This window comes from Baia soyae (assembly GCF_004341445.1).
Lineage (GTDB): Bacteria > Bacillota > Bacilli > Thermoactinomycetales > Thermoactinomycetaceae > Baia > Baia soyae.
This window is the reverse complement of record NZ_SLXV01000035.1, coordinates 1-25788: the sequence shown is the minus strand read 5'-3', so window position 1 is coordinate 25788 and position 25788 is coordinate 1. Positions and strand designations below refer to the sequence as shown.

The following is a 25788-nucleotide window of genomic DNA, read 5'->3' as shown; positions in this document are numbered from 1 at the left end:
TTCCTCCTTCCTGGATCGCATGATTACCGCATTTTTTTCTTTTGTCTCAGCTGTTCAATTAACTCTTGTCCCAGCTGGGCGGCTTTCATAGGCTCTCCAGCACGTTCGATTTGCTTCACGAGCTTTTGGTTTTTATTCCATTCACGTTCTAATGGAACTTGCTTTACTTGATTTATATAATCTTTCAGAGCTTCTTCTGACACTTCTTCGGGGATATCCATCATCGCAATTTCCGTCGCTTTATGAATAAAGGAAGGTTCCGTAAGACTGTGCAAAAACTGCCCTAGATTTGCTGGATGGCCTTCTGCATAATACGAATACAAGTGCGCTACTAATGCAGTATGGACCTCAGTCTGAAAATCCGCTCCTAAATGATCCTGTACCCAATCACAAACAGAGCGATCCCGCATCATATGTGCGAGTAAGTGCATCTCCGCTCGTTCGATCGGGTGGTAGGAACGCAACTTTCTAGGTACCATTCTTGAATCTTCTTTGTACCCATTATTCCACTTCCCTGCCTCTTTATCCCCCCAGGCTTGCTTTTTCTTTCGAAATCTGATATGCCTTTGTTCCTCTTTCAAAGCTTCCATTGAAATTTGAAATTCTTCAGCTAGTTTTCGCAAATAGTGATCCTGTTCAATTGCGATTGGCAAATCAGAAATCATCTCAACTGCTTTCCGAATATACGAAAGGCGTTCCACCTCATCTTGAAGCCTGAAATCTTTTTTCGCCCGTTCTAATTGAAAGGAAGTAGATGAAAGAGCACCAGCGATCATTTCCTTCTGAAAAGAATTTCCCCCAAATCGACGAATGTAATCATCTGGATCAAAGCCGATTGGAAGTGGCACTACTCTTACCATCAATTCATGGGGCCTCATCAACTCTAGAGCTTTCAAGGCAGCATTTTGACCCGCATTGTCAGAATCATAGCAAATTATAATACTCTTCGTATGTTGCTTGATCACTTTTACTTGATCTTCGCTTAAAGCAGTTCCAAGTGTGGCAACCCCTGCATGAACACCTTCCTGCCACATCATGATGACGTCCATATAACCCTCGGCAAGAACGATATTTTGTTCTTTACGGATAGAAGACTTTGCACGATGAAGATTATAAAGTTGTTTTCGCTTATGAAACAATCCAGTCTCTGGACTATTTAAGTATTTGGCTTGCTCATTCTCCTCAAAGCTTCTCGCACCAAATGCGATCACACGCCCCTTGGAATCATGAATCGGAAACATTAATCGTCCATAAAAGCGATCCCGATACGTTCCTTGAGAGTCGTTCTTTTTAATGAGACCCGCTTTTTCAATTAGGGAAGTTGCATAACCACGTTTCGTAAGAAAGGATAATAAAAAGTCATAAGACCTAGGTGCAAATCCTAGTTGAAATGCTTGTGCAGTCTCTGGATTAACTCTTCTTCGTGCTAGATAAGCTTTTCCATCATTTCCTTGAGAGGTGTTCATCAATACATGATGATACAGCTTGGCAGATAGATCAAGGATTTTGTACAACGTATCTCGTTCCACTTCTTCAGGTGTAAGTTCTCTTACTTCATTAGGCAGAGAAATCCCTGCTTCTTCAGCGAGTCGTTCTACAGCTTCCAAAAAGGTTAGTTGCTCTACATCCATAATAAACTTAATCGAATCTCCACCTGCACCACAGCCAAAACAATGATAAATTTGTTTATCAGCAGCTACCGAGAAAGAAGGGGTCTTCTCCGAGTGAAAAGGACATAATCCAAAATAATTACGCCCACTTTTCTTTAACTGAACATATTTTCCCACTACATCTACGATGTCGAAGTGTCTGCGGATTTGATTGATAACTTCATCTGAAATTCTGCGCCCCATCCCCACCACTGCTTTCTACTGGCAGACTTTTGTAGTGAAATATGTCCTCTATACACATCTGGTACTTATTCGCCATTTAGCAAAAAAGTCCTTCATCATATGTGTCTATTTCACATGGTAATATTTTCTTCAAGAAGAATTTCGTCATACCTACCGTGACAAAGGAGACATATCACCTTAATTCTACAAAAAATAAGCCTTCTCCTTCCCACAAATGAGATCTCTACATTCTTCCGATTATATATAAAATGACGTAAAAAGAAAATGCTCCAATCCTTAATATTAGAAAAAGCTTTACACTATATCTTAGAATCATTGTAATAAAAAAATACCCGAGGTCAACCGGGTATTCATGGCGAAATTTTTTATGAGCTGTTTTTTCACTTATTTTCTTGTTTAATAACGGCTTGTGCCGCACTCAGCCTAGCTAACGGCACACGGAACGGGGAACAACTTACATAATCCAGCCCGATTTTGTGACAAAATTCGATGGATCTCTTTTCACCACCATGCTCTCCACAGATTCCCGTTTTTAAATCGGATTTCTTTCCTCTGCCTAAGGTAACACCCATCTCAATTAATTTACCGACACCATCCATATCAATCGAAACAAATGGATTCTCAGGAAGTATTTTATTATCTACATATGCGTGCAGGAACTTCCCTTCTGCATCATCACGGCTAAACCCAAATGTGGTTTGAGTTAAATCATTGGTTCCAAAAGAGAAAAAGTCCGCTTCTTCTGCTATCTGATCTGCCGTGAGTGCCGCACGAGGCACTTCAATCATCGTTCCCACTGTGTATGGAATCTTTAGCCCTGAAGATGTTTCAATCTCCGAACCGATTTGTTCAACAAGACGTCTCATCTCCGTTAATTCCTTAACATGACCTACTAGCGGAATCATAATCTCAATTTCCACTGGAACACTTCTGTGCAAACAATCTACCGCAGCCTCAAAAATAGCTTGTGTTTGCATCGCATATATTTCTGGATAGATTAACCCCAAACGACAACCTCGATGCCCTAACATCGGATTAAATTCTTGCAGAGCTCGTACTTTGCGAATCAACGCTTCTTTGCGAATCATCTCTAGCCGATCGGCATCAGGTGTCATTTGCAGTTTGGTTAACTCCACTAGTAACTCTTCTAAATTAGGCAGAAATTCGTGAAGAGGCGGATCTAGCAAGCGGATATTGACCGGTAGGCCATCCATCGCTTCCAAAATACCCACAAAATCCTCTCTCTGCATCGGGAGTAATTCAGCTAACGCTTCATTTCGTTCATCCCCAGTCTCTGCCAAAATCATTTTCTGTACGATCGGGATTCGGCTTAATTCCATAAACATATGCTCCGTACGACATAAGCCGATTCCTTCTGCACCAAACTCCCTCGCTTTACGAGAGTCTTCTGGATTATCTGCATTTGTTCGTACTTTCATCTTTCGAATCTCGTCCGCCCAGCTAAGTAGTTCTGTAAATTCTGGAGATAAAACAGGATCAATAAGCGGGACCTTTCCCTGAATGACACGGCCTGTGCTCCCATCAATCGTGATCAAATCACCCTCATGGAAAACGTGACCTCCTACTTTTACCTCCTTGGAACGCAAATCAATCTTTAACTGTTCACAACCACAGATACATGCTTTACCCATACCACGTGCGACGACAGCTGCATGAGAAGTCATGCCACCCCGACTGGTCAAAATACCTTTGGCCGCTAAGATCCCATGAATATCTTCTGGCGTCGTTTCCGGACGTACCAAAATTACCGCTTTGCCTTTACTCGCTAATTTTTCGGCATCGTCCGCATGAAAGATGATTTCACCTGAAGCCGCTCCTGGAGAAGCAGGTAGACCTTTTGTCACCACTTCTAACTGTGCATCTGGATCTAGTCGTGGGTGAAGAAGCTGGTCCAACTGATCTGGGTCAATGCGCAATATGGCCTCTTCTTTACTAATGAGAGACTCTCCTACCATATCTACGGCAATTTTTACGGCTGCTTCTGCTGTACGCTTCCCGTTTCGGGTTTGAAGAATATATAGTGTTCCCCGCTCTACTGTAAATTCAATATCCTGCATATCTAAATAATGAAGTTCCAATCTCTTCGAAATTTGCTGGAACTGCCCAAAAATATCTGGCATTTTCTCTGCTAACTGGGCAATGGGTTCGGGCGTACGCACCCCCGCAACTACATCCTCCCCTTGTGCATTAAGCAGAAATTCACCATATAAGGTATTTTCCCCTGTAGAAGGATTTCGAGTAAAGGCTACCCCTGTCCCACAATCATCGCCCATATTTCCAAATACCATCAATTGCACATTTACTGCTGTTCCTAGATGATCCGGAATCTTATGGATATTACGATAAATTTTAGCCCGATGATTATGCCACGAATCAAACACTGCCGTAACCGCTTGAAGCAATTGCTCCATAGGAGACTCTGAAAACACCGTCTGGGTTTGCTGAAAGATGACTGCTTTAAACTTTGTAATCACATCTTGCCAATCTTCGGCCGTCAACTCAGGATCACTTTTCACACCAAGTTGCGTTTTCTTTGCTTGAATAATCTTTTCAAAATGGTAATGCTCCACACCCATCACTACATCACCAAACATCTGGATAAAACGACGGTACGAATCATACGCAAATCTTGGGTTATTTGTTAACTTTGCCAATCCTGCCACTGTTTCGTCATTTAGTCCGAGATTGAGTACCGTATCCATCATCCCTGGCATAGAGAATACCGCCCCCGAGCGAACGGAAACCAAAAGCGGGTTTTCTGGATTGCCAAATTGTTTCCCCGTTTTCTCCTCCAACTCTTTTAAGGACTCCTGCATCTGCTTGATAATCTCATCGCTAATTACTTTTCCATCCTGATAATACTGGTTACATGCCTCTGTGGTAATCGTAAAGCCATGAGGAACGGGGAGCCCCGCGTTCGTCATTTCTGCTAGGTTCGCTCCCTTTCCACCAAGTAAAGATTTCTGCTTAGCTGACCCCTCATGAAATAAATACACCCATTTTTTGCTCATCTGGTGTAGCCTCCTTTTTTCATATCTAGAATAATATTGGCAGTCTCTTCTACCGCTTTATTGGTAACATCAATACGTGGACAACCTACTCTACGAATAATTCTTTCCGCATATTCGAGCTCTTCTAGAATACGGGTCTCACTGGCATAATTAGCTCCCGATGTAAGACCTAAGGCTTTTAAACGTTCTTTACGGATATTATTTAATTGGCTTGGATCGATAATCAGACCCACACAACGCTCCGATGGAATCAAATATAATTCATCTGGTGGCTCCACTTCAGGCACAAGTGGTACATTTGCCACTTTGAGTCGTTTGTGAGCCAAATACATCGATAATGGGGTTTTGGATGTACGAGATACGCCAATTAATACGACATCTGCTCGTAGTAAACCACGAGGGTCCCGTCCATCATCATATTTCACAGCAAACTCGATCGCTTCTACTTTACGGAAGTACTCTTCATCTAGTTTGTGAATAAGCCCTGGTTTTCGTTTCGGCTCACTCTGAATCAACTTAGAGAGTCCGTCCATCATCGGTCCCATAATATCTACATAGGGAACTTCCGCTTTGATCGCTTCTTCTGTAAGGAATTGTTGCATTTCGGGTAAGATTAATGTAAAAGCAATTAATGCTTTCTCTTCTTTAGCAGCCTGCACAGTTTCCAGTATCGTTTCTCGATCCATCACATAGGGAACGCGACGGATTTCTAGGTGTGTGTATTCAAACTGGCTGACCGCAGCTCTCACTACAAACTCAGCTGTCTCACCAACAGAGTCTGAAATGACATAAACCACGGCATGATTAGATAGTAGTATGATGGGTTCCTCCTCTAAACAGAAATGTGCTGTCCGAGTTCAACAAATGCCTTAGCTAAAGTCGTTTTACTAATACGTCCAATCACCTCAAGGTGCCGATCATCTCCTTGAAAAGGGCGGACAACAGGAAGTGAATCAACTTGATGTCTCATCATTTGTTGCGCGGCATAATGAAGCGTATCCTCCGGTGTACATGTAATCAGATTCGGCATTCTAGACATCACGACTCCTACAGGAATCGAACTTAGATCTTGCTTGCCCATAGCGGTCTGTAGTAAATCTTTACGCGATACCACACCAATCAAATAACCTTCTTTTTTAATCACAAAAATTGTACCTACATCCTCTAAAAACATCGTACAAATCGCATCATAGACAGAAGTTGCCTCTGTGACGACAACGGGTACAGACTTGTAGTCTTTCACATGCAAATTACGGATATGCTCCCCCATCAGTTGGTTGGCAGTCTTGCCGGAATAAAAATAACCAACACGTGGTCTTGCATCTAAAAAGCCAGACATTGTCAAAATAGCTAAATCAGGACGTAATGTAGCGCGAGTCAGATGCAATTGGTCCGCAATTTGTTCACCTGTAATGGGACCTTCACTTTTTACGATTTCCAGTATTTTCTCCTGGCGCTTCGTCAGCTCGATGTTTGTGCACCTCCAGCAGTAAGGACTTGTCGAAATGTGTTATACTTTTATAGTAATTACCTTATAAAGTATATACTATATGTTTTCATTTTCCAACAAGAGTTCATAAATAGAAACTCTACAAATAAAGAACGAAAACTTATATTTTGTATGTATCCTAGCCAACAGACAACGATTTTTATACAATGTGAAAGTGAGTTAACGATACTTGGAGGCAGACAACATGTTACTATCAAATTCCCTTGCAATAAATACTGAATTAGATTTATCTGGCTTGCGTCGTAGTATCCAATTTGGCTTTAATCAAATGATGCTACAACTTCCCAATGAGATATGTACCACTCAGGAATTCCAAAGCCTGTTGGAATTGGCCCGAATTAAGCCAATTGCTTATCGTGCTCCTAAAAACCTAACTTTAGGAGACACAGAATTCTCTCTATCGGAATGGTTAGAGTGGTTTAACATTATACATGCTGCTACCTCTTCTCCTACGTTTTTAATCGTTCATGGAACGAAAGTAGCTCTAGGAACCATCTTTGAATATTTAGATGCCCGTCCAACCGATTTCTATGCGCTACAGGATTATAAAACCGAGTATGTACAACGGATCATCGATCAATTAACACAGTTAAAGAAACATGCAGACCAGCATCAAATTGAAATACTTTTAGAAAATGCTCCGATGGGTGATGAGGGGTATTTTGAACCAGGACATTCTGAGCTTTATCCAGCACTTCGTACACCGAATCATCTCCTGAAAATAGTAGAACAAACAGGAGTAAAGTTATCCTTTGATACAGCGAATGCCAGAATCACCTCCCATTTACTAACCTACATGCATCGCTCTAGAAGTATGTTTGCTGGAGCTACCGAGAAAGAAATCCTTTATGCTTCTCCAAATTGGATCGAATTCTATGAGAAAATCCAACCTCATGTAGCCTTTATTCAGCTTTCTTACGCGATGAGTTGGGGAGATACCAACGAAACAACACACATCTCTTTCCCAACTTCTGCTTACGGAGAATTATTAACATTTGCTGAAACCGTAAACCCAGAAACACCGATCTCTATTGCAATACCCCAGTCTGAGCCTCATCTACGAAATATGATGGATGCGCTACATGCGTTAAAAAGAGGTTAAGGTAAGAAACCCCTTGCTTCATACCAGAGAATACTGGAGAAGCAAGGGGTTTCTTATGTGTGCGTCATGCTCTTTTTAATAAGTAGCCTTCAATGCATACGCTGATGAACTGTTCTTTCCATTGTAGCCGACTACTTTCACGTAGTAAGTCCCTCTAGCAGAACCTCGGTAAGAGATTGACTCACTCGTTTTCCCACCCTCTTCAGAGGATGTAAGTAACGTTCCAGAAGAGTTATAGAGGTAGAGGTCATAATCCTCTGGCAAATTCGTCAAGCTTACTGAAATTGTTCCTGAGGTTGTTTTTGTAAGCTGGAACCAATCTTCATCCGTTTTAGAACTGATTTTGCCGTTGTAGGTAGTACCAGAGCTAATTTTATATGCTGTCGCACGAGTATCGTTTGATTCATATGGATCGCTTCCTGGACCTGGATTCGTGCTACCGCCCACACCAACGTTGCTCCATGCATTGGTCACAGCGTTTACTTCCGTCGATCCTGCTCCAAATAAATCGGTAGCCGCTTGAATCGTCGCATTACGTGCATCGATAAACTTGGAATTAGAAGTTAGGTACTGTGAAAGAGCACGATACCATACTTTTGCCGCGTTATCACGAATAACACCAGAAGTCGTTACGAAATTATAGAATGCTTTGTTCGGAATTCCAGAGTTTGTATGTACACCACCATGATCCTCAGTCGTGTCTACATAATCCCTCATATGATCAGGATCTCCGTATTTAGTTGGATCAGACATGGAGCGCAGTGCATCTCCCGGTATATTTGGTGTAGTGATATCCTCACCACATAGCCATTCTGGATCTGATTTATTTTCAATTAAATTGCCAAATACATCTGACCATGATTCATTTAAAGCACCCGACTGTCCTTCGTAGACTAAATCAGCAGTCCTCTCTGTAACGCCGTGCGTTATTTCATGAGCAACTACATCCAATGCTCCTGAGAGGTATGCGTATTTATCACTGCCATCTCCATCCCCATACACCATCTGGGTTCCCGTCCAACCAGCGTTACCATAATTTTCTCTATAGTGAACGGTAGACTTCAACGTTCCACCCTCGTCATCAAAAGAGTTACGACCTAGCTTGGTGTAGTAGTAGTCGTATACTTTTCCAGCATACACATGGGCATCAACAGCAGCTGGGTCATTCCATATATTATCTGAATCTGTAAGAAGTGTACCTGGTGACACCATCTTATTTTTTGCTGTATATGTCTCGATCGCTCCACCACTTTGTGAGTACATAGGCTTCGTGATATCACGTAAGTAGTACCCACCTGGGTATGAATCTGTGTTTATGGACTTGTTATCATTTAGAACACCCTTGCCTTGCCCAACAGCCGCCGCATGGTGAACCTTATCAATCTGATCGACAATCGTACCTGTTTGAGCATCGACAAATATATCAGAATAGAAAAGTTCGCTCTTTTCTAGTGTAGATAAGGTGACACGATAAACAAGGGTATGTTTTCCTTCACTTGCCTCATAGATGTATAGATTTGCTTTCTGGATATCAAATGTTTTGACTTCAGCTAGTCCATTGGCTGCCTTTGCCTTCTCAGTCGCTTGTGCTTCTGTCAGCTTCGCTTTGGTGCTAACCTCTTTCGAGAATACTTGTCCATCAAATGTACCACTTATCGAATTACTTGTTTGTTTTTGATCTCCATGGACCACTAATTGATGACCAAATACAGGAATTCCTTTATATACTTGCTGGAACTTATAAAAACTACCGAATTGATCTGAACCTTGCTTGTCCAATGTCAGGTCAGACGATGCTTGTTTGATCTGGTATAACGCCTTATTCTCTTCCAACACAGCTAAGGCATCCTCTTTTGATTTTAACTTTTTATTCGAAATTTTACCTCTAACAAAGGAAGGGGCTTTGGTTTCTGAATCCCAAGCTACAGAAAATTGGGAGCCTGTCTCTTTCGATATTTTTTGTAACGTCTCTTGTTGATCAAGCTTTACTTGGGCATCATTAGTTGCCCATGCACTGACGCTTGCTACACTTAAAGTCAGTATAGAAGCAGTAGCGATCGAAACACCTTTTTTCACGGACATGTCTAGTCCTCCTCATTTGTTATAAAGTCAGAAAAATAAAATTACATTTAATAAACTTAATACATTTAATGTGATAAATGATAGAATATCCTGAATATATTAAATGTATTTTAAACTGGGAATAGTAGCAAGACTATTTAGCTTTAGTAAAGAATAATACAAACTAAACAAAAAAACAATACAAGATTTATACTATTTATTAGCCCATTTACCGGCTTTTTCGTTTCTTAATACAGAATGATTCTTTTTTATATCATCACTTTACTAAGTTTATGTACTGATGTTACCTTAGATTTTTGAATATTGAACATTAAATCCATCTGATTTTACTCAGAATCATATCGACTTAAACATTCTATTAATGATTTAATTTAGCTAAAAGTAATTTTATTTAGAATATTAAAATACATATAGGGAAAATGACCTCCTTTGCTTAAATGAAAAAATGTATTAGTAGCATAAAAATACTAGATAGTACGCCTCTACTCAAATACGATTTGGACATAAAAAACCTTCAAGTGATACTTGTTTGCATCACTTGAAGGTTTTTATTTTATTTCTAAGAGGGAAACACGATTTGTTCAAATGCGGCAAACGTACGAGTCGTATTGGTAATTTCTCTGAGTAGTGCCAGACGATTTTTTCGAATCTCCTCATCTTCCACCATGACCATCACATGATCAAAGAAATGGTGGATCTCAGGGGTCAAACCTGCGATGGCATCATACATACCTAACGCATTTTCGGATTCATACGCAGAGCGGTACGCTTCATTAGCAAGTTCAAGTGATTTGGCAAGTTGTTTTTCCGATGTTTCAACAAGCAAATCTGGTTGAACATGCGTATCATCTGCTTTTGCCGCTAAATTAGCTACTCGGGTAAAGCCTTCAACCTCTAGCTTGAATTCCTCTCGCTCCAGCTTCGCTTGTAAGACATGTGCTCTCTCCACAGCAAGAGCAGGACGAGAAAACCCAGATTCAGCGATGGCTTCCACCACATCATAACGTAAGTCAGCATCTTGTAAGATATTTCGGAAACGAAGAATCAAAAACGGATATAGTTCATCGGAGAATTGTTCTGGCGACAGCTTAACCAGATTATGAAGCCGCAGTGTTTGCTCCACGATCTGGATAACATCGACCATCTCCACTCCACGTAAATGCTCACTTAAGAAAAGCTGGATTAATCCAGTTGCACGACGACGCAAGCCATACGGATCTTGGGAACCAGTCGGTTGAACCCCGATGCCAAACGTTGCGCATAGTGTGTCCATCTTATCTGCTACAGAAAGAATCGTACCGAGAAGAGTATCAGGCATCTCGTCCCCTGCAAAGCGCGGCTTGTGGTGGTCATCGATTACGTAAGCTACTTCTTGCGACTCGCCTGCCGCTTGTGCATAGACGCTACCCATAAAGCCTTCTAACTCAGGTAATTCGCCTACCATTTGGGTAGCTAGATCAAACTTACAAAGAGATGCGGCGCGATCTAAATCTTGCAGCATTTTCTCATCTAACTGTAATAATCGGCCCATCTGCCCCGCAATACATTGAATCCGACGCACTCGATCTGCCATGGTTCCAAGTCCTTCAAAGAAAACAATCTGCTCTAGTTTCGCTTGAAATGCGGACAAGTCTGTTTTTAAATCTTCTTCATAGAAGAAACGAGCATCTGCTAACCGTGCTGATAACACTTTCTCGTTCCCTTTCGCTACTAGTGCAAGATGCTGATGATCTCCATTGCGAATGGTAATAAAAAATGGGAGGAGCTTCCCTTCCAAGTCTTGCACAGGGAAATAACGCTGGTGTTCTCGCATCGTAATAGTCAACACAGGATCAGGTACTTGCAAAAACGCCTCATCAAACGTTCCAGATAACGCTGTTGGATACTCCACCAAATTCGTTACTTCTTCCAATAATCCCTCGTGAATCGGAATCGTCCAGTTGTTTTCCTCTTCTAGATAGCGGATTTGTTGAACGATCGCTTGTTTGCGTGCCTCCGCATTCACGATCACGTATTGGCCACGAAGAACATCTTCATACAAAGCAGGCTCTGAAATCATTACTTCTTCTCCCAAAAAGCGATGGCCGCGAGTGAGGTTCCCTGCCGTTACACCCGACCATGAAATAGGAACACTAGATGCACCTAATAATGCAACGAGCCAACGCACAGGACGAACAAAGCGATATTGATCCCAGCGCATCGTTTTAGGTGGTTGAAAAGCTTGTAATGCCTCATGAAAGGCCGAAGACAAGATATCAAACGTTTCACCACCTGGTTGATGAACATTGGCAAATAGATAGCTTTCACCCTTTAATTCCCGAAGTTCCAACTGATCTACCGAAACTCCATTTTTACGTGCAAATCCTTCTGCCGCTTTACTCCACTCACCCTCTGGCGTTTTCGCAATACGAGCTGGTGGACCCTTTACCTCTTCATGAAGATCTGCTTGTCGGTCCGCTACTCCACTGACAAGAACAGCAAGACGTCGTGGGGTAGAAAAAGTGGTTACTTGCTCAAATGAAATTCGATATTTCTCAAACCATTTCTGCGTATTTTGTTCCAATTGGCTAATCAACTCAGAAACATAGCGGGCTGGCATTTCTTCGACACCCACTTCAAGTAAGAAATCCTGTTTACTCACCTTGCTCACCTCCAGAAGTTTTTAATAACGGGAATTCAAGCTTCTCACGCTCTTCGATGAAGGCTTTCGCACAGCGGCGAGCCATATTTCTCACCCGGCCAATATAACCGGCTCGTTCCGTAACACTAATCACACCACGGGCATCAAGCAAGTTAAACGTGTGCGAACACTTTAAGATGTAATCATAAGCGGGGAAGACGAGATTTTCTTCTAAGATGCGAAGGGCCTCTTTTTCATAGCTATCGAACAAACGGAACAACAGGTCTGCATCCGATATTTCAAATGTATACTTAGAGTGTTCATATTCTGGATGCTTAAAGATGTCTCCGTATAAGACTCCATCCGTATACTCAAGCTCATATACGTTTTCTTTCTCTTGAATATAAAGAGCAAGACGCTCCAGTCCGTATGTTAGTTCTACCGAAATAGGATTGGTCTCAATTCCACCTACTTGTTGGAAATATGTGAACTGCGTGATCTCCATGCCATCGAGCCATACTTCCCAGCCAAGTCCCGCGGCACCAAATGTGGGGTTTTCCCAGTTATCCTCTACAAATCGGATATCATGTTGCAATGGATCAATTCCGAGTGCTCGCAAGCTATCCAGATAAATCTCTTGAATATCGTTTGGAGCTGGTTTCATGATGACTTGAAATTGATGGTGCTGGTACAGACGGTTTGGGTTCTCTCCGTAACGACCATCATTGGGACGACGGGAAGGCTCTACATATGCTACATTCCAAGGCTCCGGTCCGAGTGTACGTAGAAACGTCATCGGATTAAGCGTTCCCGCTCCTTTCTCGACGTCATACGAATTGCTTAAAATACATCCCTTTTCAGACCAGAAGTCTTGTAGTGTCTTCACGATTTCTTGAAAATTCATCTATCATGGTCACCTCCGTAAGATTCGCGGACAAGCAAAAAGCCTCTCGTCCCTATGACCAAGATCGTCAAGATCTTGGTCATAGGGACGAGAGGCTTACTCCCGCGGTTCCACCCTAATTGATAGCAACAACGTGGTTTACTATCCGCCTTCATTCCGTTTCGCGCTCCAGACTGCCCTTCGCTAGGTTGATTGATCAGGCTTTCACTATTCCTGATTCGCTAAGCAACTCTTCCTAGGTACTCTTTTCCTTCGTAGCACGGTCATTCGATTATAAGTTTAAATGTAGTGGAAATATCTTACGGTGTCAAGGAGAGTCTATTCGATACCTGCTCAAATACCGATCCAGCAGAGATGTGGAAAAGCAAGTCCGCTTCGTGATCCTCCGTTAGGGCAGGTGCAAAACTCGCAAAGAACGCTCAAACATGTTGCACCAAAAGCGCCCCATACTACGGATCACTATGCTAAATAGGATCGCTAACATCGCATGGTATCAAACAGACTCTCCCTCCCCTCATTCGAATTTTCCATTAATCGAAAGATATCGTATGTAGAAAACTAGTTTCAAGTGCCAAACAGTAAATGAAAATGAGATAGGAGGCATATGTATCTGCTCATAGCGAGGTTAGTGAGCAAATACATTGCCCCGAGCCCTGATCCAATACTAGCTGTCCTTAGTCACTGGGTCTTTTTCACTTATCTATTCTATTTCAAGCCAACTACGTTTAAGTAGAAGTAGAATCATCAGAAGCCGCCCACACTTTACGCATCTGCTCAAGAATATCCCATGACTTGAGACGGATATCTACATGCTCCATCAAAAAAGATCGTATCACTCTTTCAAGTTGTTGCTTCGTCTCTTCTTTGATCGTAATCTCTCCAAGTCGATCGATCGGAAGATTCACCAGAACAGGAAGAATGCGAATTGTTGCATCAGATAAAGGAATCGCGTGGGAATCGGTATGTTTACATGTTTCACATAGAAAACCGCCCTGATAAATGCTAAAGGTAACAGGACGGCGTTCTTCGGATCCACATTGAGCACACGCGTGTAAAATAGGTCGATAGCCACCAGCAGCCATCATTTTACATTCAACCATACGTGTGAGTATATCTGGATCCTTTTCTTGTTCTAACCAATCAAAAGCTGTTTTTAGAAAGCGATATAAACCCGGGTTCGGTTCCTTCTCCTCGAAGAGATGGTCTACTAAGTCTAACCAGTACGCGCCATAGGAAGTTCGTAGTAAATCTTGTCTGATTGCTTGATGAGAATGGACGAGATCTGCTTGGTTTAATGTGGGCAGACCGTTTCCACTTGAAAAGCAAAGGAAGTTGGCAATCGTAAAAGGTTGTGTCAACGCACTAAATCGGCTTCTTGTTTTCTTAGCACCTCGCGCTACAAAAGAAAGCTTTCCAAGATGCTCAGAGTAGACTTGCACCACTTGATTGCTTTCACCAAATGAACGCGCCCTGATGACAATTCCCTCAATCTTTACTAACATTGGCTAGCCCTTTCTACCCTTCTTCTTCCTCATCTTCAATCAGTCTCTGGTCACATCCACCAGCCAACACCTCACACTCTTTATAAAGTAAATAGGCTTCGATATCGCCAGTCGTAGAGAAGCAATGCCACGAGAAATTACGCATCTAGCATCGTCCTTTCTGCTTGATGTACCTGTACATTCTTAAGATGACCGAAGAAGGGGATTCATATGAGATGGAAAAATTGGCAAGTTTTATTATGAATAATCTTCATCCCGATAACCAAATTGCCGTATATAGAAATCTGCATTTCTCCAGTCTTTTTTTACTTTCACCCATAAATCAAGAAAGACTTTATATCCGAGTAACGGTTCGATCTCAGCACGTGCCCGTTTTCCTACTTCTTTTAACAACGCACCTTGTTTCCCGATCAAAATCCCTTTTTGGGAAGTACGTTCCGTATAGATCTCAGCTCGAATATAGATCGTCTGCTGATTTTCACGGATACTCATTTCCTCTACGACCACAGCAACAGAATGAGGGATTTCTTCTTTCGTCAGCTCTAATACTTTTTCACGGACCAGCTCCCCGACAATGAATCTCTCAGGATGGTCGGTTACTTGATCCGCTGGATAATAGGCTGGTCCCTCTTGTAGATGTTCAAAGATAACGTTTGTTAATGTGTTGGTATTGTTCCCTTTCAATGCGGAAATAGGGACAATCTCTGTGAAATCATGGATCTTTCTATATTCATCGATAATGGGAAAGAGCTTATCTGGATGGACTTGATCTATCTTATTCACCACGAGAAATACTGGTGTCCGTACACCCTTTAGGTTCTCCATAATATAACGATCACCCGCGCCTAGCCCTTCACCTGCATCCACCAAAAACAAAACCAAATCTACTTCAGCTAATGTATTTTGTGCCGTTTTCACCAGCCACTCGCCTAAACGAGATTGTGGTTTATGAATCCCCGGCGTATCCAAAAATACAATTTGGCCTTCTTCATTGGTTAAAACTCCCCGTATTTGGTTACGAGTTGTCTGTGGCTTATCAGACATAATCGCAACTTTTTGACCAATCAAGTAATTCATTAAAGTAGATTTGCCTACATTGGGACGACCAATTAAGGCAACAAAACCTGATTTATGTACTTTTTTACTCAACGTGCAGATCCCCCTTAACAAACGCACCCGGTAACAGTTCCCCAACCGTTGTCTCTTGTACTTCTCCATGTAAATTGGTCAGCCATACTTTCATCTCTGGGGCACAATGCTCGGATAATACTTGGCGACAAGCTCCACACGGTGACACAGGTCCCTCTGTATCTGCTACAATCGCAATTCCTTCAAAGCCACGAGTTCCTTCCGAAACAGCTTTAAAGATCGCAGTTCGCTCTGCACAGTTGGTTAAGCCAAAGGAAGCATTTTCGATATTACAACCTTTAAAGATAGAACCATCCGAAGCCAAAAGGGCCGCTCCAACTGGAAATTTTGAATAAGGTACATATGCATTTTTCCTTGCTTCAATCGCTAATTCTATTAATTTTTTCATCTTATTACCTTCCTTATATTCACTTATAAAAGTTGTACACCCATCAGAGCCACGACAAGTCCGAGGACCGCTCCAAAGAAAATAGGTGTCGGTTTTTGCACACGGGCCCTTGTCCCTAAAAATAGGAGAATTAAACATAGGACCATGAGGGTAATCGTTAAGTTTCCGATGACCGCCACAATTAACGTTGCTACACACACAGATAATGAAGTCGTCATGCTAGGCTCTAAGTCTGGCCTTCGCATACGATGAACCCATGCCTTCACCATCAAAGTCAAAAAGAAATCAAATGCAATGAGTGCCGCCAAGCCGATGTTCGCAGGATATAAGACCTTTTGAGTGCTATACACTTTATGAAACAACATGTTGAGGTAAGGATAAAATACACTAATTCCTACGATGACAGCAAGACCTGCCGTTAATAAAACAGCTCCTGCGGCCACATCTTTTGCTATTTTAGCTAGTGGATGATACTCTTCGGTCACCATATCCACAATCACTTCAATCACCGTATTTAGTAGCTCAGCAAATAATACTAGCACAATCGAGACGAACAGTACCAGCACTTCAAATTTACTTAACGGAAGATAAAGACTAACGACTAATACTGCAAGCGCCACCACAAAATGAATTCGCATATTGCGCTGTGTAACCGCAGTATAACGAAGCCCCTCTAATGCGTATCGAAAGCTATTTAATACCTTGGTCATCCATTTCATAAGATGAAAGGTTACCTCCTTAAACCAATTTGGTCTAAGATAAGCTCTTGACTACGAAACATTTCCTTCTCTTGCTCGGGCGTTTCATGGTCATATCCCAGTAAGTGCAGAAAGCCATGTACAGCTAGAAAGCCCATTTCCCTGGATAATGAGTGCCCATAATCGGTTGCCTGTTCGATGGCACGGTCGAGCGAAATCACGATATCCCCTATGGCGACTGCTTCTTCTCCTTCTTCGAGCATCCATTCTTCATCCGCTTCATATAGCGGGAAAGATAAGACGTCAGTAGGGCGATCCATCCCTCTATGCTCTGCATTAATCTCTTGAATTTCTTGGTTATTGGTAATCGTAACGGATACTTGAACATCCGGTAGCTCTTCCACTTTGGCTGCTTGTTGCAGACAAGAATCGATAATATTGATAGCTTCCTGTTGCTCTTTCGTTACTTCAATTTCAACTGTAAGATCGATGACTACGCTCAATGTTGTCTCGCTCCTTTGCCAGTTAGAGTTGGACTCTCTGGATATTCGATTCGATTATGAAAGATTCCCTGCAAAGTAGCACACATCGCCTGAGCAATGAGGTCTAATTCCTTAATCGTTAAGTCACATTCATCAAATTGGCCATCTTCCAGTCTTTGTTGAATAATTTTTTTGATGACCCCTTCAATCCGTGATGGCGTTGGCTTAGCTACTGACCGAACGGCCGCTTCCACACAGTCTGCAATCCCCACAATCGCAGCCTCTTTAAACTGGGGTTTAGGACCCGGATAACGATAGTCTTCCTCAAGCACATTCATCCCGTCCGTTGCTTCGAGCGCCCTGAAATAAAAATATTTGATTAGAGTTGTACCGTGATGCTGGGCGGCAATATCTTGAATCGGCTCTGGGATTCGATATTTTTTTAACATCTCAATCCCATCACGCGTATGGGAGATAATGATGGTCTTACTCAAGTTCGGCGAAATTTTATCATGAGGGTTTTCTTTCCCAATTTGATTTTCAATAAAAAATTGAGGCCGTTTGGTTTTCCCTAAGTCATGATAATAAGCACCTACCCGAGCTAAAAGCCCATTTGCCCCGATCGCCTCTGCTCCCGCCTCTGCTAAATTCCCTACAATAACACTATGATGATAGGTGCCAGGAGCATCGTAGAGTAGTTTCTTTAGCAATGGATGATTTGGGTTACTCAGCTCTAGTAAGCGGAGAGGGGACAAAATCCCGAAGAGAGATTCGAAACCAGGTAAGAATCCAATCGTTAAAATAGAGCAGAAAATGCCTCCTGCCAAGCCCAAAGAGAGAGATCTCCAAATAGTACTCCATCCCTCCGCTGGAAAGATGAAAAATAAAGCCATGATCGTAACGACAGAGGCAATCGACCCATAGATTCCTGCATATAACACAGAACTCCGACGCTTGACCCCTGATAGAGCAAAAGCACTCACCACCCCACCCATGAGTGCAACTAAACCGAAGCGGAAATCAAATAGTTGGTGACCTTCACCACTAAAAAACATACTGGTAACAATACTGAGGTACACAATACATAAAAAACCTAGCTCCACGTTTAGTAGTAACGTTACTAGCATCCCGCCTAGTGCAACCGGGCTTAAGTAACCTAAAGTGCTCCATTCATCCAAATTTTGTCCAATTGCAATGACTTTCATGCCCGTCATACAAATCGTGAGTACTAGAAAGAACATGATGATTTTAAAATTATCATGTGCCACAGACGGATGAAATCGTTGAATATAGAGATAGAAAAAGATAAGCACTACGATTAGTAATAGAGCTAGTCCTATATAAGAGCCCCAAAGATTCGTTGAACGAAGAAGCTTAAACTTCATTAGCTTCTCATATTGATCAGCTGTAATTTTTTGACCTTTGGTCACTATATTTTGTCCCTGCTCAATTTTAACAAGATCAGCATTATTCATCGCCGCCTCTTGCAGAGCTTTTGTCTTAGGAGCGTCGGAAAATTCATTTGGAATGATATAAAACTTAGCTAGCCTCTGAACTAAATAACGGGAGTTTGGAGAAAGGGTAGAAAATTTTTGATCCACAGCCCGCGTCTTCTCTGCTAATTCGGTCTCCTTAACACCGTCCCCCATAATTTCCGCGACAATTTCCCGTGTCCCCACTCGGATCTCTGTTAAATCATCGACAGGGGTACGAACTAATTTTCCAAAGAACTCTTCGCTAAGTTTTTCTTCCTTTCCCCCCATTACTTCTTTAATTCTATTCTTTTTCTCTGTTTCGTTTAACGATTTCTCAGATAAGGTAGATTTTGCTTCACTAAAAAAACGTTCGATCTGATCGATTTGATCATTTGTCACCTTATCATCTTTGGTAAATACTGGAGAAACCCCTTGCTTCGCCCGTTCTTTCGCCTTTTCCGTGGCAACTTCGTCGATAATCGTTGCAGGAGCGGTAATCGTATTCGGGCTAATGCTTCCTTCTTTTAATTCGTACTGCATCGGGAGTACATTTCCAATAAGCAATAAATAGAACGCGACCCCAAAGATCGCGTATAAAAGAATGGTTACTTTTTTATTTGTCTTCCAAAACTCTGTCTCTCGTAAACGTTCGAGCCACAAAGATGGTTCTACTTCTTTACCTTTCATCCTAGATCGGCTCCTTGTCAAGTCATTGAACACTAGATATCTTAGATATCCATCTCGTCTTGCTCATACGCTTCAATTACCTTCTGAACCAATGAATGGCGGACGACATCCTCTTGACCAAGGTAGACAAACTTTAGGTCTGGTATCTTCTTTAAGATGCGTTCTGATTCCCGTAATCCAGATTTTTTTCCTTTTGGTAAATCAACTTGTGTAGCATCCCCTGTCACAACCATCTTCGAACCAAAGCCGAGTCTTGTTAAAAACATCTTCATCTGCTCAGGTGTCGTGTTTTGGGCCTCATCTAAAATAATAAATGAGTCTTCTAACGTTCGCCCACGCATGTAAGCCAGAGGTGCCACTTCGATCAACCCGCGTTCCATCATCTTCGTTACTTGTTCATTTCCTAACATAAAGTACAATGCATCATATAATGGGCGTAGGTACGGATCCACCTTTTCCTGTAGATCACCTGGCAAAAAACCAAGGCTCTCTCCGGCCTCAACTGCAGGCCTAGTTAAGACGATCTTCTTCACATGATGATTTTTTAATGCCGTAACGGCCATGACGACTGCCAGAAATGTTTTACCTGTCCCAGCAGGACCAATACCGAAAACAATATCATGTTTCTTCATCGCACTTACGTAGTGGCGTTGCCCTAATGTCTTTACTCGTACCTTTTGATTTTTATGGGAGACTCCAATCTCTTCGCCATATAGCTCCAATAACTCATCCACTGTGCCTTGCTGTGCCAAACGGGTTGCATACACGATATCTCGCTCCGTCAATTGAAATCCTTGACGAATTAACGTTAATAGCACACGAAATAAATGGCTTACTATCTCTAAATCCTCGTGTGACCCGGTAATCGTAATAGCAGAACTACGAGTATGGATTTTGGCTTTTGTGCTTGCTTCGATTTGCTTTAGATAATGGTCTTGGGGTCCGAATAAGCTTAATGCTTCTTCTGGACTTGAAAGTTGAATTTTTTTAGTATGTTCTTCGAGATTCAATGTTTTTATTCTCCTTGAAGAAGCGGCTTAGAAACCGCAATGTTTTCCACTACATCAAAGTTAATTTTCAAATAAACTCTACCATTCTTTATAGACTGTTGCAAAATTTTTTGGCTGATAATCTTGCCATCTTTTCCTACAACATTTAGAATTTCTGCTTTGGCCTGGCTCATTCCTGCCTCAACAGCTTGAGCAGGAGTTAAGACCCTCTTTTCAAGCTCCGTCTCCATATATTCTTCCTTGATCCAACCAATTGGAAAGCGCCATTTTCCAACCTGTAAAAAACTCTCTTTGGGAACGATTTCAAATGTCTGATACGGATGATCCTTGCTAAATGGATTACGAATTTGCCAAGTTCCAATCATAGGAACCGTTTTCGTTACCCGATTTCCAGTAAATTTCTGATACTCCATTTTAAGTGGAACCACGATATTAGACTCATACCACACTTCACCCATTACCGTTCCTTTAGCTCCAACGATTTGGCCGCCTTCTTGCATGGTAGGATCTCCATATTTACCAGAGACTAATACCTGGTCCTTTTGAACAGTGTCATTTACTTTCACCAACGGATTACCCTTTTCCACTGTTAGATCGACAATAAAGGCATCTTTCTTGGCTACTAAATTAACAGGACCCACTTTCTGCGGTTCCGTCGCTTGATCGATCCCTTTTTTCTCTACCACTGTCACTACAACGCGGGTTCCCTCCATTTGGATTCCAATCCATGTCGCCTGAGGAAGTTGTGCTAAAAGATGCTGTTTTAACTCCTCTTGAGAAGGGATTTTCCCCTTCCATTGTCCCGGATAAACCCCTTCTTTTTGCAATAAATTTTGAACAAGTTGTGTCGGTATCTTATCATTGCCTAATATATCTATTTTCCAAACCAATGAGCTTAACATATAGAGAAACGAAATAAATAAAATAGCCCCGATGGAAAAAAATTTTCTACGCATCGCTTTTGCTACCAAAAACGGAAATCCTGATTTTTTTACAATCTTCATTTTACAACCGTGCTGCCTTAAAAGAGAAATAACCCGTTTAAAATCTGGAATAAGGATTGTAATCTGAACGAGTTCGTTTCCTTTCCACCCGATCTGGTTTAGGACAATTCCTGCTTGTACCACATCATTTAAAAAGGGGGTAAGATCCGCCCCACGACATTCTATTGTTACTTCTCCTTCAACCTTATTTGGCATTTTGACTCCTAACAATGCTCCTCGCCCCTTATTCCTTACTTTCTATATCGAACATTCTCAATTTCACCCTCAACGATCACTACTTCTGAGTCGATTACTTTTACTACGATACGGGAACCTTGTATATCGAGAACCCCCAATTTGGTGGACAGGGAGATTGACTTCTCTGTTAATTCCTCAATCTTCTTATAATTCTCTACACGTAATCGGTAGTTACCGATCCATTCAATTCGAGGGACTTCGCTTGCTACGTCTGGTGGTAGGTCTAGCCATTTTGAAGCCCAGTCTCGCATGTGACCATTCCATTTTTTCTGCATAAGGCGCCCCTCCATCTCCTTGTTGTACCATATGACTAAAGATGCCTATTTATGAACAAAGTAAAACAGCTATCTACCTCTGACCGTAAATAGCTGTCTAACTTACTTAGTTCATTTGTTGCGCTGATTGAGCAATCAAGCGCTTTGTGATTTCTCCGCCTACCGATCCATTGGAGCGTGCCGATGTCTCTGATCCTAATGTTACACCCAACTCAGCTGCGATTTCTTCTTTGAATTGGTTCAGTACGGATGACGCTCCAGGAACTAATAAACGATTTGAACTACGAGAAAACTGTTCCACTACTACCACCTCCTTATCGATAGTATGGAGCTTTTGCAGAATCGTAGTATGCACATATGTTACCAAGGAAAATAAGCATAAAAAACTGCCTAGGAAACCTAAGCAGTTAACGCGGATAACGTCTCGATTTATATGGTTCTAGAGCCCTTGGAGGTCCTAATATTTCCCTGTAAACAAACGCCTTTTGTACCTCGCTAGATGAAAAGGTTGGTTTTGGTTTAACAGAGACTTTTCTACGCTGCACTCCTTGACTTACACCGCTGAGATTTGGACGATATTGCTCGGAGGCTCTTGGAAACGCTTGTTCGAAGTTCACTGGCTCTGCTTCTTGGACTTTAGCCGGTTTAGATGACGACTTAGGGCGCTTCTTCTTTTTTGGGCGGTCTTCATCATCGTCATCTATAAAGTCCATAAAATCCTCAAGTCGATTAATCGCAGGCGTAAAAACAGGTTTCTTATTATTTGCCCTAAGGATGTAATCAAACAATTTGAAGAGACCTGCGAAGATCGCAATAATAATCGCAATACTACCCATTGCTGTCCCCTCCTGTTCTGTAAGGGAGGTTATTCATTCTCTGCTCCATCGGAACCACTAATATTTTTACGCATCTTCGTATCCGCTTCAATGTTTTGCATTTGCAAGTAATCCATATAGCCGATCTTTCCATTGCGAAGGGCATCTGCCAATGCTAATGGAACTTCTGCTTCTGCTTTTACAACATTTGCACGCATTTCTTCGACACGTGCACGATTCTCTTGTTCTGTCGCGACAGCCATCGCACGGCGTTCTTCTGCCTTTGCTTGGGCAATTCGCTTATCTGCTTCCGCTTGATCCGTTTGAAGCTGTGCACCGATATTCTTCCCGATATCAATCTCAGCGATGTCAATCGATAGAATTTCAAAAGCAGTCCCTGCATCTAGACCCTTTCTAAGAACCGTTTCAGAAATCATGTCAGGATGCTTTAAAATCTCTTTATGACTCTCAGCGCCACCGTTTGTGGTAACAATTCCTTCACCTACACGTGCCAGAATGGTTTCTTCACCAGCACCACCTACAAGGCGATCGATATTAGCACGAACCGTTACCCGAGCCAATACTTTTACTTCGATTCCGTCTTTTGCTACTGCGGACACAATCGGTGTCGTGATCACTTTTGGATTTACACTCATCTGTACGGCTTCTAGTACATCACGACCCGCGAGGTCAATCGCGACAGCTTTTACAAATTCGAGGTTAATATTGGCACGTTCTGCGGCAATTAGCGCATCCACGACTCGGTCCACATTCCCCCCAGCAAGCAAGTGAGTTTCTAGTTGATCAATCGTCACATCTAAGCCAGCTTTTCTAGCTTTAATGTAGGGGTTCACAACTCGACTTGGTGTGATTCGACGTAAACGCATTGCAACCAATTTAACTAACCCGATATAAGCGCCAGATGCCCATGCGCTAATCCATAACATGACAGGGACCATGTTAAAGAACAATAAAATACCAATTACAATCAAAACTCCTACAATGACAGGCATAATTTGAGCCATATCCATATGATTCACTCCTCTTAGTTCTCTTACTCTTCCGATTTGTCATCTTCTCGGACTCTGGAAACCACGACACGATTTCCTTCAACCAAGGTTACTTCTACCACAGTATTGTTGGGAATCATCTCTCCATCGCTTACTACATCTTCACGGCCTTGTTCAAATAGAACCCAACCTGATGTCCGAAGTGGTGTAACAGTGACTCCGCGTTGCCCTAGCAAATAGCGACGGTCCTTGCTAGCGTTAAAGCCATTGTTCCCGTCTTGAGTACTTGTTAGGACTAGTTTTTTCCATTTGGTCCGTAATCCAAAGAACCGGTACAGGATCCACAAAGCGATAAACGTAATAATTAAGCCGAGGCATAATGCAAAAATTCCTTCCATCATAGACGGAGCTGCCATAATAATGGCATAAAAAATACCTACAATCCCTAAAGCACCAAACAAACCAAATCCAGGGATAAAAATTTCAATGAATAGTAAGACAAATCCTACTACAAAGGCCCAAACGATCATCCAATTGGTTTCGTTTTGACCAAATCGTAGCCAAAAATAGGTGGCAAATGCAAAAACACTTATTACACCTGATACGAAGTGACCTGGTATCATCACTTCTAGCACCAACCCCAGTAGTCCTATGCTCACTAACGTCCATAGAAGCCACGAGGAGCTACCAATCGCCATTCCACTATCCGTGCTACCAGCTGCCCAGACTTGATTCGGAATCATGGCAATCAAAAAAAGGGTGCTTGCCGTCATCATCCATGAGCATCGTCTCAAACGAAATCCCCTCCCCTTTTCCCTTATCTTTGTTCCCTGCTTCACCAATTATTAAAACCTTCATTTTAGCAAGCAAACAAAAAATTGAGTAGGAGGGGGTGATAACCCCCGACCTCTCACACCACCTAGCATGCGGTTCCGCACTAGGCGGTTCACTTAAGTCTGACGAATCCGGCCATATCTTGCCTTTATACTCTTTAATCCGAGACCTCGCCAATAGGCGAGATCAAGCGTCCTCTGGAGTATCGGGCTACGAGCAATACGCCAATATCTCTTACGAGTGTTACCCCATTCATAGGCTTATTTCGTTAGAAACTCCCAACGAAATAAGCCTTTTAACTTTTGTCTTAGGGAGAAATAATTCACCCAGCCAACCAGAAACTCATTCAATCGCTCGATTCCTTGCTCTATCGGGAGTGATTTTGAGCGGGAGGTGATTTCTCTAATTTTTTCCTTTGCCCTTCTAATACTCTCCTTAGCAACACGTATTCTAGGTTGGAAGTGGTGAGTAAAACTGAATCCTGGAAACTTTCGTTTCCAAATAGCGGACGAATCTATGACCACGCTTTTCCAGCTCTTTATCTAACACGTCTAGCATGATGTTAGATAATAATGAGCTTAATGGACCACCTTGTGAGACACCTTGTGAGACACCTTGTTCATTGGAAACTCTTAATCCATTGACCATAATTCCAGACTGCAAATACCTACGAATCAGTTTCAATATTTGTTTGTCGTCATGTCCACGTTTCCCGGGACGGAACCCATAGCTACAATCTGAAAAACACGGATCAAATAAAGGTGTTAGAATTTGGGCGATTGCTTGTTGTACAAAACGGTCAAACACAGTAGGTATACCTAATAACCAAACGCCCCCGTTCGGTTTCAGGATTTCGATTCGACGGACGGGCAACGGTTTGTAGGTTCCATCTTCGATGAAAGAACGGATAGAAGTCCAATGTTCCTGGATGTGTTCTCGTAGGAATTCTACTGACATTCCATCCATCCCATGGCTTACCCTTATTCTTTTCCACTTGTTTGAGTGCCTTCAAGAGATTTTCTCATGAGAGTAGCCGTTTCATTAACATCGATATAACCTTCCTCGTGAACGCTCCGTTCTATTTGTACCATTCCTTACTCTACCCTCCTAGAGTCCCCC

At 42.2% G+C, this 25788-nt stretch carries 22 protein-coding genes and 1 pseudogene; 1 reads left to right on the top strand and 22 read right to left on the bottom strand.

What is annotated here, in order from left to right:
• Window positions 1-23: 23 nt before the first annotated feature.
• From dnaG to ccpN, 4 genes are all read right to left on the bottom strand, one after another.
• Window positions 24-1853, bottom strand: a complete 1830-nt coding sequence (gene dnaG / locus EDD57_RS10760) for a DNA primase (protein WP_131849449.1) — start codon at window positions 1851-1853, stop codon at window positions 24-26.
• A 380-nt stretch (window positions 1854-2233) separates the two neighbouring features.
• Window positions 2234-4885, bottom strand: a complete 2652-nt coding sequence (gene ppdK / locus EDD57_RS10755; protein WP_131849448.1) for a pyruvate, phosphate dikinase — start codon at window positions 4883-4885, stop codon at window positions 2234-2236.
• Window positions 4882-5706, bottom strand: a complete 825-nt coding sequence (locus EDD57_RS10750; RefSeq protein WP_131849447.1) for a pyruvate, water dikinase regulatory protein — start codon at window positions 5704-5706, stop codon at window positions 4882-4884. The genes ppdK and EDD57_RS10750 overlap by 4 nt, the downstream gene beginning before the upstream one ends.
• 11 nt (window positions 5707-5717) lie before the next feature.
• The gene (gene ccpN / locus EDD57_RS10745; protein ID WP_131849446.1) at window positions 5718-6350 is read right to left on the bottom strand and encodes a transcriptional regulator CcpN; all 633 of its coding nucleotides are present in this window, start codon (window positions 6348-6350) and stop codon (window positions 5718-5720) included.
• A gap of 229 nt (window positions 6351-6579) precedes the next feature.
• On the opposite strand from ccpN, the gene EDD57_RS10740 reads away from it, so the two are divergent.
• The gene (locus EDD57_RS10740) at window positions 6580-7497 is read left to right on the top strand and encodes an apurinic/apyrimidinic endonuclease family protein (RefSeq protein ID WP_131849445.1); all 918 of its coding nucleotides are present in this window, start codon (window positions 6580-6582) and stop codon (window positions 7495-7497) included.
• Window positions 7498-7572: 75 nt separating this feature from the next.
• On the opposite strand, the gene EDD57_RS10735 is transcribed toward EDD57_RS10740, so the two are convergent.
• The 18 genes and pseudogenes from EDD57_RS10735 to EDD57_RS10650 form a co-directional block, all read right to left on the bottom strand.
• Window positions 7573-9579 carry a M4 family metallopeptidase gene (locus EDD57_RS10735; RefSeq protein ID WP_131849444.1) on the bottom strand — a complete coding sequence of 669 codons (2007 nt, stop codon included), beginning with the start codon at window positions 9577-9579 and terminating at the stop codon, window positions 7573-7575.
• Between the two features lie 559 nt (window positions 9580-10138).
• Window positions 10139-12220 carry a glycine--tRNA ligase subunit beta gene (glyS, locus tag EDD57_RS10730; protein ID WP_131849443.1) on the bottom strand — a complete coding sequence of 694 codons (2082 nt, stop codon included), beginning with the start codon at window positions 12218-12220 and terminating at the stop codon, window positions 10139-10141.
• Window positions 12213-13103, bottom strand: a complete 891-nt coding sequence (gene glyQ, locus EDD57_RS10725; protein ID WP_131849442.1) for a glycine--tRNA ligase subunit alpha — start codon at window positions 13101-13103, stop codon at window positions 12213-12215. Before glyQ ends, glyS begins: the two co-directional genes overlap by 8 nt.
• Before the next feature lie 725 nt (window positions 13104-13828).
• Window positions 13829-14605 (bottom strand): DNA repair protein RecO, encoded by a 777-nt coding sequence (gene recO, locus EDD57_RS10720; RefSeq protein WP_131849441.1) that lies wholly within the window; start codon window positions 14603-14605, stop codon window positions 13829-13831.
• Window positions 14606-14618: 13 nt separating this feature from the next.
• Window positions 14619-14750 carry a YqzL family protein gene (locus EDD57_RS10715; RefSeq protein ID WP_131849440.1) on the bottom strand — a complete coding sequence of 44 codons (132 nt, stop codon included), beginning with the start codon at window positions 14748-14750 and terminating at the stop codon, window positions 14619-14621.
• Window positions 14751-14842: 92 nt separating this feature from the next.
• Window positions 14843-15754, bottom strand: coding sequence for a GTPase Era (era, locus tag EDD57_RS10710; RefSeq protein WP_243649517.1), 912 nt, complete (start codon window positions 15752-15754; stop codon window positions 14843-14845).
• A complete protein-coding gene (locus EDD57_RS10705) occupies window positions 15747-16280 on the bottom strand; it encodes a cytidine deaminase (protein WP_279388957.1) in 534 nt (177 codons plus the stop codon). The genes era and EDD57_RS10705 overlap by 8 nt, the downstream gene beginning before the upstream one ends.
• The gene (locus EDD57_RS10700) at window positions 16166-16861 is read right to left on the bottom strand and encodes a diacylglycerol kinase (RefSeq protein WP_131849437.1); all 696 of its coding nucleotides are present in this window, start codon (window positions 16859-16861) and stop codon (window positions 16166-16168) included. Before EDD57_RS10700 ends, EDD57_RS10705 begins: the two co-directional genes overlap by 115 nt.
• 11 nt (window positions 16862-16872) lie before the next feature.
• Window positions 16873-17343 (bottom strand): rRNA maturation RNase YbeY, encoded by a 471-nt coding sequence (ybeY, locus tag EDD57_RS10695; protein WP_131849436.1) that lies wholly within the window; start codon window positions 17341-17343, stop codon window positions 16873-16875.
• A complete protein-coding gene (locus EDD57_RS10690) occupies window positions 17340-19484 on the bottom strand; it encodes an HD family phosphohydrolase (RefSeq protein WP_131849435.1) in 2145 nt (714 codons plus the stop codon). The genes ybeY and EDD57_RS10690 overlap by 4 nt, the downstream gene beginning before the upstream one ends.
• A gap of 41 nt (window positions 19485-19525) precedes the next feature.
• On the bottom strand, window positions 19526-20494 hold the full coding sequence (locus tag EDD57_RS10685; RefSeq protein WP_131849434.1) for a PhoH family protein: 969 nt from the start codon (window positions 20492-20494) through the stop codon (window positions 19526-19528).
• A gap of 5 nt (window positions 20495-20499) precedes the next feature.
• Window positions 20500-21708 (bottom strand): sporulation protein YqfD, encoded by a 1209-nt coding sequence (gene yqfD / locus EDD57_RS10680; RefSeq protein ID WP_131849433.1) that lies wholly within the window; start codon window positions 21706-21708, stop codon window positions 20500-20502.
• Window positions 21709-21728: 20 nt separating this feature from the next.
• On the bottom strand, window positions 21729-22010 hold the full coding sequence (locus EDD57_RS10675) for a YabP/YqfC family sporulation protein (RefSeq protein ID WP_165873774.1): 282 nt from the start codon (window positions 22008-22010) through the stop codon (window positions 21729-21731).
• A 106-nt stretch (window positions 22011-22116) separates the two neighbouring features.
• Complete coding sequence (locus tag EDD57_RS10670; RefSeq protein WP_131849431.1) at window positions 22117-22311, bottom strand: alpha/beta-type small acid-soluble spore protein; 195 nt, start codon at window positions 22309-22311, stop codon at window positions 22117-22119.
• 106 nt (window positions 22312-22417) lie between these two features.
• Window positions 22418-22846 (bottom strand): hypothetical protein, encoded by a 429-nt coding sequence (locus tag EDD57_RS10665; protein ID WP_131849430.1) that lies wholly within the window; start codon window positions 22844-22846, stop codon window positions 22418-22420.
• 29 nt (window positions 22847-22875) lie between these two features.
• On the bottom strand, window positions 22876-23850 hold the full coding sequence (gene floA, locus EDD57_RS10660; protein ID WP_424205799.1) for a flotillin-like protein FloA: 975 nt from the start codon (window positions 23848-23850) through the stop codon (window positions 22876-22878).
• Window positions 23851-23879: 29 nt separating this feature from the next.
• Window positions 23880-24629: an NfeD family protein gene (locus EDD57_RS10655; protein ID WP_131849428.1), complete on the bottom strand. Its 750-nt coding sequence runs from the start codon at window positions 24627-24629 to the stop codon at window positions 23880-23882.
• 156 nt (window positions 24630-24785) lie between these two features.
• Window positions 24786-25681: pseudogene (locus EDD57_RS10650) on the bottom strand (group II intron maturase-specific domain-containing protein).
• Window positions 25682-25788: the final 107 nt, after the last annotated feature.

Bases quoted from the DNA above. Each gene is read 5' to 3' on its own strand.
- glyQ (WP_131849442.1), bottom strand. From the start codon at position 13,103: ATGAATTTTCAAGAAATCGTGAAGACACTACAAGACTTCTGGTCTGAA.
- EDD57_RS10705 (WP_279388957.1), bottom strand. From the start codon at position 16,280: ATGTTTAATTCTCCTATTTTTAGGGACAAGGGCCCGTGTGCAAAAACC.
- EDD57_RS10675 (WP_165873774.1), bottom strand. From the start codon at position 22,010: ATGCAGAAAAAATGGAATGGTCACATGCGAGACTGGGCTTCAAAATGG.
- dnaG (WP_131849449.1), bottom strand. From the start codon at position 1,853: ATGGGGCGCAGAATTTCAGATGAAGTTATCAATCAAATCCGCAGACAC.
- EDD57_RS10665 (WP_131849430.1), bottom strand. From the start codon at position 22,846: ATGGGTAGTATTGCGATTATTATTGCGATCTTCGCAGGTCTCTTCAAA.
- EDD57_RS10740 (WP_131849445.1), top strand. From the start codon at position 6,580: ATGTTACTATCAAATTCCCTTGCAATAAATACTGAATTAGATTTATCT.
- recO (WP_131849441.1), bottom strand. From the start codon at position 14,605: ATGTTAGTAAAGATTGAGGGAATTGTCATCAGGGCGCGTTCATTTGGT.
- EDD57_RS10715 (WP_131849440.1), bottom strand. From the start codon at position 14,750: ATGCGTAATTTCTCGTGGCATTGCTTCTCTACGACTGGCGATATCGAA.
- EDD57_RS10700 (WP_131849437.1), bottom strand. From the start codon at position 16,861: ATGAAATGGATGACCAAGGTATTAAATAGCTTTCGATACGCATTAGAG.
- ppdK (WP_131849448.1), bottom strand. From the start codon at position 4,885: ATGAGCAAAAAATGGGTGTATTTATTTCATGAGGGGTCAGCTAAGCAG.
- EDD57_RS10690 (WP_131849435.1), bottom strand. From the start codon at position 19,484: ATGAAAGGTAAAGAAGTAGAACCATCTTTGTGGCTCGAACGTTTACGA.
- floA (WP_424205799.1), bottom strand. From the start codon at position 23,850: ATGGCTCAAATTATGCCTGTCATTGTAGGAGTTTTGATTGTAATTGGT.
- EDD57_RS10735 (WP_131849444.1), bottom strand. From the start codon at position 9,579: ATGTCCGTGAAAAAAGGTGTTTCGATCGCTACTGCTTCTATACTGACT.